The organism is Steroidobacter flavus (genome assembly GCF_042651805.1).
In the GTDB taxonomy this organism is placed as follows: domain Bacteria; phylum Pseudomonadota; class Gammaproteobacteria; order Steroidobacterales; family Steroidobacteraceae; genus Steroidobacter; species Steroidobacter flavus.
This window is the reverse complement of sequence record NZ_JBHSDU010000003.1, coordinates 671442-687276: the sequence shown is the minus strand read 5'-3', so window position 1 is coordinate 687276 and position 15835 is coordinate 671442. Positions and strand designations below refer to the sequence as shown.

Sequence of the window (15835 nt, the reverse complement as noted above, 5' to 3'; positions counted from 1 at the left end):
TCGAGCATGTTACGAGAGTCCGTTTTGCTGCTGGCCCTGGCGGCACCGGTGCTGGCCTCCGGGGACACGACGTCGGAGACGACCGCCGAACGCAATCGCTCCTTCGATTTCGACATCGGCTCTCAGCCCTTGCCTCGAACCATTACGCAGATCGCTTCGCTGACCGGGCTGCAGGTGCTGTATGACTCGCAGGGCACGATGCAGATCGTTGCGCCGGCGGTGAAGGGGCGGTTCACGGCGGACCAGGCGCTCAAAGCCGCACTCGAAGGCTCGGGCTTCAGCTATCGCTACACCAGCGCCGGCGTCGTGACGCTGGAGCGCGCACGCAAGGATTCGGTACGCGTGATTGGGCCGGTGCAAGTCGAAGGTGCCGAACAGCCTCGTCTCACAGCCGCGGGCAATGGAATGAGCGGCGTCAACGGCAGCACCGATCCCACCGCGACTGAAGGCACCGGCAGCTACACCACGGGCGCAATCACTGTGGGTTCGAAGACCGCGGCGGCGATGAAGGATATTCCGCAGTCGGTCAGTGTCATCACCTCCGAGCAGATCAAAGATCAAAACCTGTTCACGATGGAAGAGGCGTTGGAACGCGCGCCGGGCATCACGTTCTCCAAAGGGCTGGAGTATCAGAACCACATCTACTCGCGCGGCTACGAGGTGAGCGGTTTCATGATCGACGGCACGCTGGTCGCCGGCCTCTATAACCTGGGTGCCTACGGCGGCATCGATCTCTCCCAGTACGACCACGTCGAGATCGTGCGCGGTCCGGACGGTTTGTTTTCGAGCATGGGCTCGCCCGCCGGCACCATCAATCTGAGCAGAAAGAAGCCGCTCGACCATGCGCAGGCGCTCCTGGACCTGTCCGCCACCGGCGTCGGCGGCCATCGCGTCATGGCGGACTTGAGCTCGCCGCTCGGCTTCGCGGGCTTGAAAGGGCGGCTGGTGGTGATGTCGGAAGAAAACAAATATTTCTACGACGACGCCGAAGACGAAGGCACGACGCTGTACGCGGTGATCGAAGCCAATCCAGTGCCGAACAGCGCGGTACGCGTCGGCGTCAGCGAGACCGAGACTGAGGGCAAGTTGTGGTATGGCGGACTGCCGCGATTCAGCAACGGCGACGACATCGGCTTCGCGCGCGATACCAGTTTCGTGGCGCCCTGGAACCACGAAGAGGCCAGCAACACCGAATATTTCGTGAACGGCGAATATGCGTTCGACCTCGATTGGCTCGCGAATTCGCAGTGGCTGTTGAAAGCCAGCTACTCACGTCTGCGCAGCGATGCGGAGTTCAAGTACGCATTCGTCGGCGGCCGCATCAATCCGGTCACCTTGCAAGGACTCCGGGCCAACGGCTATCGCTCCAAGTGGGGCCACACTGCCATCAGCAAGGACGTGAATCTCAGCGGCAGCTTCGAGCTCTGGGGCGGTCGCAAGCTGGAGCTGCTGTTGGGCGCCAACCGGGCGGACTCTCTGATGAACGACGGTCAGAAAGTCTATGTCGACGGCGCCGCCCATCCGATCGATCTGTTCAACTTCGACCCGGGATCGGTGCCGGAGCCCGGTGACGACGAACTCATCCTCTACTACCAGTTACTGTCCGGCAAAGGTCGGCACGAAGCGCAGTACTTCAAAGCAAGTGTCGAGTTCACGTCGAGCTTGAGCGCGACGGTCGGTCTGAACCGCAGCTCCTCCGACAGCCGGACGTGGATCAACTATCCCGCCATCCCGCAGTTCGGCCTGGTGGAGGAGCGCAACGACAGGTCCGTGAACCGCTTCAACCAGAACGTGCCGATCCCGTATTACGCGCTGACTTATGAGATCGCGCCGTGGGTGACGACGCATCTGAGCTATACCGACATCTACAGCAGCTCAACCGTATTGCGCGACAGGAATCAGAAGGCGCTGGATCCGACGCACTCCGATCAGTGGGAGCTCGGATTCAAGTTTTCCCTGCGGGGCGGGCGGTTGACCGCCGGCATTTCGAGCTATCTGATCAGCGAGCGCGGTTTCTATTCGCTTGACGAGTCCGTGGAGCCTCGGAGCTTTCCGGATGGCGGCGGCTGTTGTTTCTTCTTCAACGATCAGGAGAAGCAGAGCCGCGGCTACGATGTCGAGGTGGTCGGTGAAGTGCTCGATGGCCTGCAACTGACGGCTAGCTACACGTTCTCGCATCTCGAGAACAAGACGGGCTACAACACGGAGACGGGTCAGACGTTCAACACTCGTCCGCCCAATCAGCTGTTCAAGCTGTGGACCACGTACGCACCGCCCTCGCTCGAGAAGTGGAGCTTCGGCTTCGGCGCGAACGGCCAGTCCAAGTACTACACCAAGGGCTCGATTCCCACGGACACGAATCCAATCACCGGTGCGCCGATCCCGCCCTACATTCCCTATGAGTTCACGGTGAAGCCCTACGTCATTCTCGACGGCTCGCTGGAGTATCAGCTCACCGAGAAGTTCGCCGTCCGTCTGAATATCGACAACCTGCTCGACAAGACGTATTGGGAGGCGATCGGCGGCGTCGGCAGCGGCAATCTCTACGGCGCGCCACGCAGCTACGTGCTGTCCGTTCGAGGGGCGTGGTAAGCAACCCTGCCTGAGCCGGCCGTGTTGCGGTGTCAGCCCGGCCGACTCGTTCTTTCGGTCAGCATGTCATTCAGCGACGATCAGGTGGCGCTTTTCGCAGCGTGAGCGAGTCATCGGCCGGATTTGATCCGGTTCCTGGCACGACGGCTGCGTTGTGAAGCCACCGCGAAGGCATCGCGCAGGAAATCTGGCTGCGCCTGCCGCGAGTGGCGGGCGATGCCTGCCACACCATTGGAGGGTTTTTGTTACTTCGGTACGCCGAGCTCGGCGAAGGTGACTGTATCGGCGGCGTTCTGATTGCGGCTGGAGGTCGGCCGGCTCGTTCCAGGTAATTCAGTGAAGAGAGCGTTACTTTGTCCGGCTACCCGTTCGACTATGTGCACGATGTGAATATCGACGACCAGGCCAGTCTCGACCGCTACCTGGCGGAGCAGGGCTGTCCGGACCTGCCGGCCGAGCTGTTACGAGAAGTTCGGCTGCGGAAGGCAAGCGAAGGGACGCGCGCCCTGTCGCGAGCCGAGCGTCAGGTGTACGAGCGCTTTCGGCTGGCGGTGAGCGCGTGGTATGTGGATTGCAAGGTCGTCCCCGGCGCAGGTCTCTCAAAAGGAGATCGCGTGGCGGCGTTGCGGGCGAGCGCGCCGAAAGAAGACGCGCTCGCGTTCAGTTCGTGGCCGCAGCTCGGGGCAGCGACCGAGTTCGATGCGCTGGTCCGTCAGAAGCCCTGGGTGTTCGTGGCATTTGTTTCCAGAGGCTGCATTGCCAGTCGCATGATGGACCGGGCGCTGGCAACGACTCGCCAGCGCTTCCAGACGACGATGGATTGTTATGCGGCGAGCAAGGGCCGGGATGCGCAGCTGGCGGAGCGCTTCGCCGTGCGCGGTCTGCCGACCTTCCTGCTGTTCAAGAACGGCGGGCTGAAGGAAGTCAAGCGTGGCGGTGGCTTGGGAACCGCCGAATGGCTCGACGCGCTCGATGATATGGTGCCGCTGACGTAGGCCGCCGGCCCGATTACAATCGACTTCAGCGAACGAGGAGACGTACGCTCAAGTCATGATCCTGGACCTGCACTCTCAGCTCCGAATCGAGAAACTTACGCTCGGACGCGAGGGCGCGCCGCTCGTGGTGATCGACAATTTCATCGCCGACCCCGAGCGGCTGGTGAAGAAAGCGGCCACGGCGCCGTTCGCCTCGGGTGGGCAGTACTATCCAGGCATTCGGGTCAAGGCGCCGCCTTCGTACGAACACTTCCTGGTGACTCACTTGCCCGAGTTGGTCGGCGAGTACTTCGGTCTCACCAGCCCATCCTTGCGCCTGAGCATGTGTCACTACTCCTTGGTGACAACACCGCCCGCGGAGCTCTCGCTGTTACAGCGTCTGCCACACGTGGATTCACTCGCGCCCGAAGGGCTGGCGACCATCCATTATCTGTTCAGGGAGAACCACGGCGGCACCGCGTTCTATCGCCACCGATCCACGGGCTACGAATATCTGGATCGGGAGCGCGGGCCCGTGTACTCGCGTGCACTCGACTCCGAATGCGCCGGCCCGGATCGGCCGGCGTCGGAATACATCAATGGCGACACGGCGCTGTTCGAAGAAATTGCCCGAGCCGAGGGCGTCTTCAATCGCATGCTCGTCTATCGGCGCAATTCCCTGCACTCGGGCTCGATCGACCGCGCCTTCGTGCCGGATCCGAATCCAAGAACCGGCCGGCTTTCGATCAACTGCTTCGTCGATCCGGCTTAACGGCCGAACACCGCTGCGATCGCGCTGCTGCCGCGACCGATCGGATCCTTACGAATCGCCTTCTCTTCTTCGCCGACTTGAGTGAACAGCGCATTCAGGCTCTGTGTCACCACATGCTGTTCCAGGTCCAGGTCGGGCTTGTTGGTCAGCGGCAATTGTTTGTAAGCGCTCAGCAGTTGCTGATACTGATTGTAGAAGCCGATCTGCTTCAGATTGTTCTGGATGATGGGCAGATACTTCTGTCGTAATTCAGCTTCGGTGTGCTGGCGGAAGTAGGCGGTGGCGGCCGTGTCGCTCCCGCGCACGATGCCCATCGCATCTGTAATCGTCATGCTTCGCACGGCGTTGACGAAGACGCCTTTCGCTTCGACCGCGGCATGCTCGGCTCCCTGATTCATGAGTTTCTCGATCTGGTCGATCTGCCCGCCCAGGCCAAACTGTCGTAGCCGGGTGGCGATGGGCTGCACCGATTCTGGCAGTCGGATGCGGTACAGCGAGCTGTTCTGATAGCCGCCGGTTTTTGACAGAAGGTCCGCCGCCCGGGTGCTGCCCAGCTCGAGCGATTCCTTCACCGCGCGGCTCAGGGCGGATTGATTGGAATTACCGGCGACTCCGGCGCCCGACTGCAGAACCTGCGACATCTCCGCGCACGCGCCCAAGCCCGAGCTCATCGCAGCGGCCAGGCTCACGATCGCTAGCGCGCGAGCAATTCGACGAATTTGCATGACAGTCCCGATACGTTCTTGCGGAAGGGCGGAGTGTATCGCGACTCGAGGCCCGTTGCGGCGCTGGACCGCATTGCTCGTTTCTGCAGGGAACAGTGAGCTGCACGAGGTCGGCAGCGGCGGGTAGGGCGTAGCGATGTCAAATGAAGGCGGGTTCAAGCTCCGCGAGCTGGTGCGTTTGCATCATCGGCATCTGGTCCGGTTCGTTTCGGCGATTGTCGGTAACGCGCAGACCGCCGAAGACATTGCCCAGGATGTTTATCTCAAGTTCTCCACTCGCAACGTCGACGCAACCACCGTCGACTACCCCAAGACTTATCTTTTTACGGCCGCGCGTAATGCGGCGATCGATCATACCGAGCGGCTGCGGACCGAGCAGCGGCATCGCGAGTGGCGCGAGGATTTATCCAAAGTTGTCTCGTTAGCGCCCACGCCTGAAGCGCAGATTCACTCACAGCAGCGCCTGCAGCGGATGGCGACGGCGCTCAACGAATTACCCGCGGCGTGCCGGGAAGCGTTCGTGCTCAACAAGCTGCAAGGGCTGGATCATCGCGTCATCGCGCAGCGGCTGGGCATCTCCGTCAGCATGGTGGAGAAGCACGTCATGCGTGCACTCGGTCATTGCCGCGATCGATTGCGTGAAGAGGAGGTTTGAGGTGACCCAGAAGTTCGTCGCCTTGGCGGTATCGGATGAAGCCATTCGCAGAGTGACTCAGGAGCGCTCCGGGACTGCGACGCCGGCGGATCACGCGGCCATTCGCGCCTGGCGAGCCGCCGATCCGGAGCACGAGCTCGCGTTTCAGGAAGCGGAAGATATTTGGGATATCGCCACCGGGCTCGAGCTCGATCCCAAGAGTGGCCTGCTCCACGTGGCGCAGCCGTTGAGCCCGGTCGTGCCCGTGGCAAAGCAGCCATTGAGCGCGCAATTCATGGCGCTTGCAGCCACCGTGGTGCTCGCGGTCGGGCTCAGTGTGTGGCTCACGTTCGTTCCGAGCACGCCTTGGGCGGATTTCACTGCGGCGACCGGTGAAGTGCGCGACGTGACACTCGCGGATGGCTCCCGTGTGAGCCTGAACGCGAATGCATCGATGGATGTCGATCTGAGCGCCGGGCGCCGACGCGTCGAGCTGCGTTCTGGCAAGGCGTTCTTCCAAGTGGCGCGCGATGCCGGGCGTACGTTCGAAGTCGATGCGGGCAACACGACAGTCACCGTGCTCGGCACTGCCTTCGAGATAGATCGCCGGGACGATGGCAGTGTGACGGTTTCAGTCAGTGAGCACGCGGTGGCGGTTCAGTCTTCAGAGAGGGAGCGCGTGACCTTGCGCGAAGGCGAGTCGGTGCGCATCGATGCGAACGGCGCGTTGGAGCCGGTCAGCACAATGGCGATATCGCGCATCGCTGCGTGGCGTGAAGGTCGGCTCGTCGCCGAACCTCAATCGTTGGGCGAGGTGGCCGATGCGCTGTCACATTATCATCGGGGCTGGATCGTCGTCGACGATGACGTTGCGCAACTCTCCGTCAATGCCGTGCTCGATCTCACCAAGCCGATGGATTCGCTACGCATGCTGTCGGCCGCCGTGCCCATCCGGGTACGCACGATCACGCCCTACCTGATAGTCATCAGCACGCCCGATTGAGGATCGCCCCATCGGTTCCAGTCTAAAGCAGTGAACGTCACAAGTTCACAGCAGGATAGGGAACCGATGAACACGCGAGCTGACTGCAAATCCAATCTTTTGAGCGCGGTGCTGGCTCTGGCGCTCGGCGCAGGCGGGGTTATCCCTCTCGCCGCTCAAGCGGCCGAGGCCGCGAACGAAAGCGATAGGAATAGCGCGGCGGAACTGATTGATTTCTCGATCGCTCCGAAGTCTCTCGCTGCTGCCCTGACGGACCTTGCCGAACAGGCGGGCTTGAGGTTCGCGTATAGCTCCGAGCTTACGCAAGGGCTCGCCTCACAAGGGTTGAAAGGGCGGATGAGCGCGACCGATGCGCTGGGCCGATTGCTCGCCGGGACGGGGCTGAAGTTTCGTACGACGGGCACTCGAACCATCACGATCGAGAAGGCATCGGGCGCATCCGATACGCGGCTTCTTGGCCCGGTGCGAGTGGAAGGCAGCGGCGAGTCCACAGGCGCGGAGTCATTCGATCATGGACTGACGGGCCGGTCGGTGTCCTCCAGTGACACGATAACCGACGGCACGGGTAGCTATCGGCCGCGAGGCGTGACGTCCGGGGGCAAGGTGGCTGCTGACGTCATGGATATTCCGCGATCGATCTCGGTTCTCACGCAGCAGCGTCTCGAGGACGAGAACATCGTCGATCTCGAGCACGCTCTGCAGCGGGCGACCGGAATAACGATCGGGCGGAGCTACAACTCGATCACCACACCGGTGCAGATTCGTTCTCGCGGCTATGAGATATCCAGCATCACGACCGATGGTGGAGCTCCGGCCGCGATTCGCGCCACGACGACGCCCATCGACCTGATCGGTTACGACCATGTAGAGGTCCTGCGTGGCCCCGATGGGCTGTTCGCCGGCAAGGGTAGTCCGGGCGGCGTCATCAATCTCGTTCGCAAACGACCCGGTGTACTCGATACGACATCGATGGCGTTGAAGGGAGGCAGTTGGGATGCCACGCGCTTCGAGGTCGACGCGTCACGAGCGCTGTCGGAGGACAAGAGGATCAAAGGTCGCTTCGCCGCTGCCGTCGACGAGCACGAGTTCTTCTATGACTACGCGTCTGCGTCGTCGTCCACGGGCTACGGAATCCTCACTTACGAGTTGTCCGAGCGCGCGGAGGCGGCGATTGGCGTCGAAATATCGGGTGCAACGAATCGCGGGCGCTATCTCGGCGTACCTCGCGCTATCGACGGCAACGATTTGAATCTGCCCGCGAGCACGAACTATACGTATCCAGGAGTCATCGACCAGAACCGGAATCAGAAGCTGTTCGCGGAGCTGAACGGAACGATGCTCGATTGGCTGCAAGGCCGGTTGTCCATCAATTACGAGAACTACGATTCCGAGGGGCACACGACGCAATATTCCATCTATGCGCTCGACCGTAACACCGCATACGACAGCGGTAGATTTCGCTCACGTACTTACAGGTCTGAGGGCTACAGCGCGGGTGTCGATGGAACACTTTCCGGATCGGCGGATCTCGGCTTTACGCGCCACCGGTTCGTGATGGGGGCCAACCTCTCCTACGTGAATGACTACAGCTATCAGAGTCGGGACGATCTGTCGTTTCCCCTGCAGTTTCCCAATTTCAATCCCGCTCTCGTCACACCGAGGCTTGCCGCGGCCGATGGGGCTGCGCGCACCGTGGGCATGCGATATGGCATTTACGTTCAGGACGATGTCAGCATCGGCGGAGCATTCGTGACCATCGGTGCAAGGCATAGCATCAACGATTCGAAGGCGAAATCATTCAACGCCACCGGCAACATCGCGAGCCAGAGCACGGCAAACGATCCCGGAAGCATCAAGCCCTACTGGGTCGCGGGCTATCGATTCTCAGACTCGACGCAGCTCTTTTACACCCGGGCGGAAGGATACGAGATTCAGTTCGCGCAATACGACGTCAATGGCGATCCGCTGGAGCCCTCGACCTATCGCAACGAGGAGCTCGGCCTGAAGATGCGCGTCGAGCGCTGGGGCACGGACCTATCCGCGAGCCTTTACAAACTGGACCGGACGGATGTCGGCACGCCCGTGATCCCGCATCGATTTACCTGCCGGCCGACCGGTGCAAGTCAGTGCTATGAGCGAGGCGGAACGATCGCCAGGAGCCGGGGTGCCGATCTCGAGCTGGTGGGTGACCTGGGCTCGGACCTGCACTTCACATTCGGGTATGTTCTGAACGATAACGAAACAGTGTCGACGACTAAAACGTTCAGCGAGATCACACCGCGCCATTCGCTCAAGGCGTGGGTCGACTGGACGCCACGTGCGCTTGGCGGGAAATGGGCATTCGGCCTGGGCGCGCAGGGACAGTCGGAGCACTTCATGTCGGCCGAGTACTACGTGATCGACGCGAATGGCAACTACGTTCGCACGGAAAAGGCGGAATACACCCAGGATCCGTTCGTGTTCTTCAACGGCCGCGTTTCGTATCGCGCCTCGAAGAGCTACGAGCTGGCACTCAACGTGGACAACCTGACAGATGAGCGGTACTACGAGCAAATGGGCTTCGTCATCGGATACAACTACTATGGTCCGCCACGTCAGTTCACTCTCAGTCTCAAAGCTAAATGGTAGTCCGGTTACGGCGATTCCTCGCGACTCGTGGCGTCACGATCGCGTTCGTATCGTCTCTTGACCGGAAATGGCGGCAGCCAGGACTCACGCCGAACAGTCCAGAGTTCGTAAGAGGGCTGCAGTTGATCGGGCGCGTCCAGCGAACCCAGGTGCACTTCGATTTCGTCGGCGCTGCGTGAGAACACCGATGAGCCGCAGCGGGGACAAAAAGAGCGGCCGGCGTATTCGCGGGTCTCGCCCTCGATGGTAACTGCATCCTGAGGGAATATCGCGGACGCGTGAAAGAGCGCGCCGTGATGTTTGCGGCAGTCGAGGCAGTGACAAATGCCGACCCGATAGGGAAGCCCCGATGCGACCATTCGCACGTTGCCGCACAGACAACCGCCCGTGAATCGGTTCATGGCGACTCCTCCAAGCATCAAGGAGTTTGAATGTTACAACGAAGCGCTGGCATATGCCGTTTGAACAGGCCGATGGCGACGGCCGTCAGCAGCACTACGAGCGCGACTTCCTTCCGCGAAGTTCCGCCAGTGATTGCTTCACCACACTGACCGCTGCGAACACCGCCAGTGCGCTCATGAGGGTCGCAACGAGCAGGTCCGGCCATCCGCTGCCTGTGCCAAATACACCGAGTGCGGCGAGTAGCACGGCGACGTTGCCGATGGCATCGTTTCGGGAGCACAACCACACCGAGCGCATGTTGGCGTCGCCATCGCGGAAGCTATAGAGCAGGAGTGCCACACCGACGTTGGCAGCGAGCGCGAGGAAGCCGACTTTGCTCATCGTGGCTGCATCGGGAACGGTACCGTTGAGCGCCGTCCAGGCGGTCTGTCGGAAAACAAAGATTCCATAGACTCCCATCGAAATGCCTTTGATCAGGGCGCTTCGGGATCGCCAGGCAGGCGCCAGCCCCAGCACGAACAGCGAGATGGCGTAGTTGGCCGAATCGCCCAGGAAATCGACGGCATCGGCCAGCAGGGAGACCGAGCTCGCGTGCCAGGCGGCGGAGAGTTCGATAGCGAACATCGCGCCGTTGACGGCCAGCGCAATCCACAGGGCACGGCGAAACCGCGCTGAGTTACCCGGCGGCGGGGCACAGCAGCTTCCTTTGTGGCAGTCACTACTCACGGCAGATCCTTCGATAGCAGGGGATCGCCATTGAACACTCTGTAGTAACTTGAGGGTCAAGAGGAGACCCGCAATGGCCAAGGCGTATCAGATCGGCGAGTTGGCGCGTCATGTGGACGTACCCGTGGCAACGATTCGTTACTACGAGCGCGAGGCATTGCTGCCGAAACCGGAGCGCTCAGCAGGAAACTTTCGGTTGTACTCGGAGACTCATCGCGAGCGTCTGGTTTTCATCCGCCAGTGCCGCGCCCTGGACATGACGCTGGAGGAAATCTCCTCGCTGCTCGCGCTGAAGGACCATCCGCAGAAGAGTTGCGAACAGGTGAATACGCTGATCGACGATCACCTTGCCGACGTGACTCGCCGCGTGGCGGAACTGCAGCGATTGCAGAAGGATCTGGAAACGTTACGGCTCCGCTGCGGCTCCATTAAAAGTGTGAGCGAATGCGCAATTCTCGCGGGCTTGTCGCAGCCGAGCGCTTCGAAGCGAGCAGATATCCGAAAAACGCAACAATCCTGAGCCGGTTTCCCAGTCCTTTGCGCTCCCAAAAGGATGGGAGCCGTTTGAAAGCGGTCACAACCTCGTGCCCGTGCGGCGGCCCCGGTGGCAGCGGCCATCAACTACGACTGAACGCAAAGGAAATCGATTATGACCACCAAGAAAAAACTGGTGTTGGATCGCGAGACTCTGAAAGTGCTGACCCCGAAGGACGCGAGCCGCGTGCAGGGTGGCGCCGCCCGGCCGATCTCGGAGATGGCGGACTGCACCGCGGGCAAACCGTGTACCTCCGGCTGCACGACGAATAGTAAGAACTGCTATCCCTGCCCGTGCTGATCGGCGATTAACCATCGCAAGCGGGGAGATCCGTCTCCCCGCACCTCACGGCAATGAATCTGAAAACGTGGATACCTACGCTGGATGAAAGTCTGGCTCGGGCCGCGCGCGAAGCGTTGTTCGAGATCGCGCGTTCGCTGCCCGCGCCGGGGGATGAGCACACGATTGCATCGCTTGGCAATGGCGAGGCGGGCTTTGCGTTGTTTCACGCCTATCTTGCTGAGAGCGGGCTGCTGAATTCGCAGCGCGCGGAACAACATCGCGAGTTGATGCTCGCGCATCTGCAAGCCGCTGTGAGCAAGCTGGGCGACCTCGGCGGACGTTTCGATCTGTTTTCGGGCTTCATGGGTATTTCGTGGGCCGCCAATCATTTGCACAGCTTGAATTGGCTCGACGACATCGACGACTTGTGCGATGTATCCGATCGCGCCGCGCTCGATGTGCTGAACGAACAGGGCGACGAGATGCTCTGTGAGCTCGTTTCCGGACTGAGCGGAATCGGGCTCTATGGGCTGGCGCGCAGACATCGTCCGCTTGGAGCAGAGATCGTACAAAGAGCGCGGCGTGCGCTCGAAGTGACGGCAGTGTGTGCGGACGGGCGGCGCACGTGGTTTCACGCACCGGAGAGAATGTCCGCGATCTCGGTGAACAGTCATCCGGAAGGATGTTTCAACCTTGGGCTGTCGCATGGCGTTCCCGGCGCGCTCGTGTTTCTCTCACGCGCGGGGGCAAGCGAGTTGGCGGCGGAAGCCACGGAATGGTTGCTTCTGCAGCGTCGAAATTTCAGGAACGGCTCGCGGTTCGGTTACACGTTCACTGACGATCCCATGCGCGAGCCCGACGGTGCGCGACTTGCGTGGTGCTATGGCGACCTGAGCGTGTCCGTCGCGTTGCTCTCGACAGCACGACATGCGGGACGGCTCGACTGGGAAGCGGAGGCTATCGATCTCGCTTTGAACGCCGCGAAGCGGCCGATGGAAAGCAGCGGTGTCGTCGATGCGGGTTTCTGCCATGGCGCGATCGGCAACGCGCATATCTTCATGAAGCTGCACGCAGCCACCGGTGAGCCGACGTTGCTCGAAGCTGCGCATCGATGGCTCGGCGAAGGCTTGAAAATGCGAGTCCCGGGCCAGGGCCGCGCGGGTTTCATGGCTTATTGTCCGCTGCTGCCGAACGAGCCGGAGCGCGCCTTGTGGCAGCCAAGTGCCTCCCTGATCGATGGCACCTGCGGTATCGGGCTGATGTTGATCGGAATGCTCGCACTGATGCAGCCCGCCTGGGACGAGGTGTTCATGCTCGACATTCCAGCGAAGGTTCAGTGAGGCATGGCCGCGAGCGCCGCGCATTCAGAACGGTATCGGGTGAGCGACTTCTTCGCCCTGCGCACGCCGCTACTGCCATTCACCGATTATCTGCAATGGACGGACGGCCTCTCGGGCCGAGCTGCGTGGGAAAGCGGTGCGTCGATTGATGCGGCACTCGACGAGGATCGCAAGTCGCTGCGTGCCCGATTGCGGGAGTTGATTCATCGGCCTGAGGTTCGAGAGGCGCTTTACGTCGCATCGCCGACACTCGATCGCAGTCTGGAGCATTGGCTGCAAGCTCCGGACAGCGAACGGGGGATGGCTGCGGAACGAGTGCTCGTCCGCTATTTCCACCGCATGACGCATCGGTGCACTCCCTTTGGCCTGTTCGCTGGACATTCGGTTGGACGTTTCGATGCGCTCACTCATCTCGAGCTGCCGCCCCTGGCAGCAAACAAACGCCACACGCGAGTCGATCGAGGCTTGATCAGCAAGCTGGTCAGCCGCCTCGAACGATCGCATGCGTTGCGTGAGTTGCTGACGCTCTTCCCCAACACCAGTCTTTATCGAAGCGCCGGGCGGTTGCGCTACACGCAGTTCGAGGTGGATGACAACGGCAATCGTCATTACAAGCTCGTCGGTGTCACCGAGAGCCCTTATCTGCTCGAAGTGCTCGAACGCGCACGGAGCGGTGCGACGGTTGCTGAGCTCGCAGACGCGGTGGCGCGCTTTGCAGAGGTCGACATCGACGACGGCGCCGAATTCGTACACGAGCTGATCGACACGCAAATTCTGGTTTCAGACCTGGACCTGCGCCTCACCGGGCCCGAGCGGATGGATCAGCTGCTGGATCGTTTGGAACGATGCGGGGACACAGTCGACAACGCACGCGCCCTGCGAGCCGCCGTCGAGCGGATGGAGGAGATGGATCGTGCCGGTCTCGGGCACCCACCTCAACAATATGTGCAGCTCGCGGAAGAGTTGGAACGGCTCGCCGTGCAAGTGAAACATTCGAGCTGGCAGGTCGATCTGCACAAGCCTGCCGATCGATTCACCTTGGGGCCTGCGGTTGCAGCCCGTATCGAAGAGTGCGCGGCGCTGGTCCAGCGCATCACGCCTGCGCCGTCGGGCGATCCACTCGCTGCGTTTCGACGACAGTTTCAACGGCGCTTCGAGGACCGCTGGGTGCCGTTGATGGAAGCGCTCGATCCCGAATCCGGCATCGGGTTTCCGATCGGCACGGGCTCGCAGCCGGATGATGTTTCTTTGCTCGCCGGCTTCGTCAGCGGAGTGAATCCCGCCGAAGGTACCGAGTCCACGTGGACGCAACGTGAAGTTTTCATGCTCAGGCGTGTCGAGCGAATGCTCGCGGAAGGTCGGCACGAGTGGCATCTGGACGAATCGGACTTGCGGGTGCTGGATGGCAAGGTCACTGCCAGCACCTTGCCGGAATCCTGCGACATGGCTCTCCGCATTGCCGCTCGTTCCGAGCAGGCGGTGGAGCAGGGCGATTTCGATCTGCTGTTGCAGGGCTGCTTTGGTCCTCCGGGCGGTCGCATGCTCGGGCGTTTCTGTCACGCGGATGAGCAACTGTGCGAGAAGACCCGGTCGCATCTCAGTGCCGAGGAATCGCGCCGGCCCGACGTCGTGTTTGCGGAGCTCGTGCATCTGCCCCAGGGCCGCAGCGGCAACTTGCTCGTGCGTCCCGCGCTTCGCGAGCATGAGATTGTTTTTCTGGGATCGTCAGGCATCGATCGGGAACGGCAGATCCACGTTGCCGATTTGATGGTCGGCGTCGTTGACGATCGTATCGTTCTGTACTCCGAGAAGCTCGGTAAACAGGTGATTCCGCGTCTCACCAGTGCGCTTAGCTACACCGGCACGCTCGGCGTTAGCCAGTTTCTCGGCGCCATCGTCGAACAGCACGCTCGCAATTGGCTCGGCTGGCATTGGGGCGCGGTGGGCCAGGAACGATTTCTGCCGCGCGTTCGATGCGGGCGCATCGTACTCGCCCGTGCGAGCTGGCGAATCGATAAAGAAGAGATCAAATCATTGGTCGCCGCATCGGGTTCCGAGCGGTTCCAGCTCGCGCAACGCTGGCGCGCCGAACGCAAGTTGCCCCGGTTTTGTCTGCTGGTCGATGGCGACAATGAATTGCTCATCGACCTCGATAATGCGCTGAGCATCGATACATTCTGTGACGTCGTGAAGAACCGGACGGAGCTTCGGCTTGAAGAGAATCTGCCGTCGGCCGACGAGCTTGCCGTCGAGGGTCCGGAGGGGCAGTTCGCGCACGAGCTCGTTGTGCCGCTGTTGCGTGAGCAGTCGGTGCTGCCATCGCCCGCACGTGTGCCGGCGCTAGATCGCCGTGCTGTCGTCGAGAGTTTTGCGCCCGGCTCCGAATGGCTCTATTTCAAGTTGTATGGCGGTGAACGAACCGCGGACAGCGTCCTCATCGATGCAGTGGCGCCGGTGATTGCCGAGCTGCGCGAGGAGGGCGCAATCGATGGCTGGTTCTTTATCCGTTATTCCGATCCGGATCCGCATCTTCGTGTTCGCCTGCACGGGCAACCCGCACGACTGAATGCTGAAGCATTGACGAGGATGCACGCGCGACTCGCGCCTTTGCTCGAGCAAGGCCGGCTGTGGCGAGTCGAACTGGCAACGTATGAACGTGAAACCCTGCGTTACGGCGGGACGGACAATATCGAACGCACGGAACAACTCTTTGCGATCGACAGCGACGCTGTGTTGGAAACAATGGCTTCCTGCCAGGGTGACGAAGGCTCGCAACTGCGTTGGCAGCTCGCCCTGCTCGGTGCCGACCGATGGCTGCACGACTTCGGGCTCGACCTCGATGCGCGTCGTGCATTCGTGCGACGGATGCGGGATGCATTTGTCGCGGAGTTCAAGGCGCAGAACAAGGGAACGCAAGGATGGTTCGCGGAGCGCTTCCGCAAAGAGCGAAAGTCTCTCGAAGCGCTGATCGCCACGGGGCCCGTAGCCGCTGCGTTTGAGGAACGCAGCCGACGCAGCGCTCCGCTTATCGAGGCTATGCATGCACTGAATCGGCAGGGGCGTCTGGCGGTCTCGATTGAGAATCTGGCGAACAGTGTGATTCATATGTTCATCAATCGCCTGCTGCCGTCTTCACAGCGCGCTCACGAGCTCGTGATCTATGAGTTTCTGGCGCGACTGTACGATTCGCAGTGCGCTCGTCGCCAGAGCGCTTGAGCGCGA

13 protein-coding genes are annotated in these 15835 nt (G+C 61.3%); 10 read left to right on the top strand and 3 right to left on the bottom strand.

Annotation, left to right across the window (positions count from 1 at the left end):
* The first annotated feature begins 6 nt into the window (after positions 1 to 6).
* The 3 genes from ACFPN2_RS08545 to ACFPN2_RS08535 all read left to right on the top strand — a co-directional run bounded on the left by ACFPN2_RS08545 (position 7) and on the right by ACFPN2_RS08535 (position 4338).
* Positions 7 to 2592 (top strand): TonB-dependent siderophore receptor, encoded by a 2586-nt coding sequence (locus ACFPN2_RS08545; RefSeq protein ID WP_380596188.1) that lies wholly within the window; start codon positions 7 to 9, stop codon positions 2590 to 2592.
* Positions 2593 to 2945: 353 nt separating this feature from the next.
* Positions 2946 to 3587 (top strand): thioredoxin family protein, encoded by a 642-nt coding sequence (locus ACFPN2_RS08540; RefSeq protein WP_380596187.1) that lies wholly within the window; start codon positions 2946 to 2948, stop codon positions 3585 to 3587.
* A 55-nt stretch (positions 3588 to 3642) separates the two neighbouring features.
* Complete coding sequence (locus ACFPN2_RS08535) at positions 3643 to 4338, top strand: DUF6445 family protein (RefSeq protein WP_380596186.1); 696 nt, start codon at positions 3643 to 3645, stop codon at positions 4336 to 4338.
* Here the strand turns inward: ACFPN2_RS08535 and ACFPN2_RS08530 are convergent.
* The gene (locus ACFPN2_RS08530; RefSeq protein WP_380596185.1) at positions 4335 to 5063 is read right to left on the bottom strand and encodes a DUF4197 domain-containing protein; all 729 of its coding nucleotides are present in this window, start codon (positions 5061 to 5063) and stop codon (positions 4335 to 4337) included. The two genes, ACFPN2_RS08535 and ACFPN2_RS08530, sit on opposite strands and share 4 nt — an antisense overlap.
* Before the next feature lie 136 nt (positions 5064 to 5199).
* Here ACFPN2_RS08530 and ACFPN2_RS08525 point away from each other — a divergent pair, with 136 nt between their 5' ends.
* The 3 genes from ACFPN2_RS08525 (at position 5200) to ACFPN2_RS08515 (ending at position 9328) form a co-directional block, all read left to right on the top strand.
* On the top strand, positions 5200 to 5718 hold the full coding sequence (locus tag ACFPN2_RS08525; protein ID WP_380596184.1) for an RNA polymerase sigma factor: 519 nt from the start codon (positions 5200 to 5202) through the stop codon (positions 5716 to 5718).
* Position 5719: 1 nt separating this feature from the next.
* A complete protein-coding gene (locus tag ACFPN2_RS08520; protein ID WP_380596183.1) occupies positions 5720 to 6700 on the top strand; it encodes a FecR family protein in 981 nt (326 codons plus the stop codon).
* Between the two features lie 66 nt (positions 6701 to 6766).
* A complete protein-coding gene (locus ACFPN2_RS08515; protein ID WP_380596182.1) occupies positions 6767 to 9328 on the top strand; it encodes a TonB-dependent siderophore receptor in 2562 nt (853 codons plus the stop codon).
* Between the two features lie 5 nt (positions 9329 to 9333).
* Here ACFPN2_RS08515 and ACFPN2_RS08510 read toward each other — a convergent pair whose 3' ends face one another.
* Positions 9334 to 9729 (bottom strand): GFA family protein, encoded by a 396-nt coding sequence (locus ACFPN2_RS08510; RefSeq protein WP_380596181.1) that lies wholly within the window; start codon positions 9727 to 9729, stop codon positions 9334 to 9336.
* 94 nt (positions 9730 to 9823) lie between these two features.
* A complete protein-coding gene (locus ACFPN2_RS08505) occupies positions 9824 to 10456 on the bottom strand; it encodes a cation efflux transmembrane domain-containing protein (RefSeq protein WP_380596180.1) in 633 nt (210 codons plus the stop codon).
* Between the two features lie 73 nt (positions 10457 to 10529).
* On the opposite strand from ACFPN2_RS08505, the gene cadR reads away from it, so the two are divergent.
* The 4 genes from cadR (at position 10530) to ACFPN2_RS08485 (ending at position 15829) form a co-directional block, all read left to right on the top strand.
* The gene (cadR, locus tag ACFPN2_RS08500; protein WP_380596179.1) at positions 10530 to 10976 is read left to right on the top strand and encodes a Cd(II)/Pb(II)-responsive transcriptional regulator; all 447 of its coding nucleotides are present in this window, start codon (positions 10530 to 10532) and stop codon (positions 10974 to 10976) included.
* 129 nt (positions 10977 to 11105) lie between these two features.
* The gene (locus ACFPN2_RS08495; protein WP_380596178.1) at positions 11106 to 11291 is read left to right on the top strand and encodes a hypothetical protein; all 186 of its coding nucleotides are present in this window, start codon (positions 11106 to 11108) and stop codon (positions 11289 to 11291) included.
* A 53-nt stretch (positions 11292 to 11344) separates the two neighbouring features.
* A complete protein-coding gene (locus tag ACFPN2_RS08490; protein ID WP_380596177.1) occupies positions 11345 to 12613 on the top strand; it encodes a lanthionine synthetase C family protein in 1269 nt (422 codons plus the stop codon).
* 3 nt (positions 12614 to 12616) lie between these two features.
* Complete coding sequence (locus ACFPN2_RS08485; protein WP_380596176.1) at positions 12617 to 15829, top strand: lantibiotic dehydratase; 3213 nt, start codon at positions 12617 to 12619, stop codon at positions 15827 to 15829.
* Positions 15830 to 15835: the final 6 nt, after the last annotated feature.

Coding starts and splice junctions, on each gene's coding strand:
- ACFPN2_RS08545 (WP_380596188.1), top strand. CDS start 7: ATGTTACGAGAGTCCGTTTTGCTGCTGGCCCTGGCGGCACCGGTGCTG.
- ACFPN2_RS08535 (WP_380596186.1), top strand. CDS start 3,643: ATGATCCTGGACCTGCACTCTCAGCTCCGAATCGAGAAACTTACGCTC.
- ACFPN2_RS08530 (WP_380596185.1), bottom strand. CDS start 5,063: ATGCAAATTCGTCGAATTGCTCGCGCGCTAGCGATCGTGAGCCTGGCC.
- ACFPN2_RS08525 (WP_380596184.1), top strand. CDS start 5,200: ATGTCAAATGAAGGCGGGTTCAAGCTCCGCGAGCTGGTGCGTTTGCAT.
- ACFPN2_RS08515 (WP_380596182.1), top strand. CDS start 6,767: ATGAACACGCGAGCTGACTGCAAATCCAATCTTTTGAGCGCGGTGCTG.
- ACFPN2_RS08510 (WP_380596181.1), bottom strand. CDS start 9,729: ATGAACCGATTCACGGGCGGTTGTCTGTGCGGCAACGTGCGAATGGTC.
- cadR (WP_380596179.1), top strand. CDS start 10,530: ATGGCCAAGGCGTATCAGATCGGCGAGTTGGCGCGTCATGTGGACGTA.
- ACFPN2_RS08495 (WP_380596178.1), top strand. CDS start 11,106: ATGACCACCAAGAAAAAACTGGTGTTGGATCGCGAGACTCTGAAAGTG.
- ACFPN2_RS08490 (WP_380596177.1), top strand. CDS start 11,345: ATGAATCTGAAAACGTGGATACCTACGCTGGATGAAAGTCTGGCTCGG.
- ACFPN2_RS08485 (WP_380596176.1), top strand. CDS start 12,617: ATGGCCGCGAGCGCCGCGCATTCAGAACGGTATCGGGTGAGCGACTTC.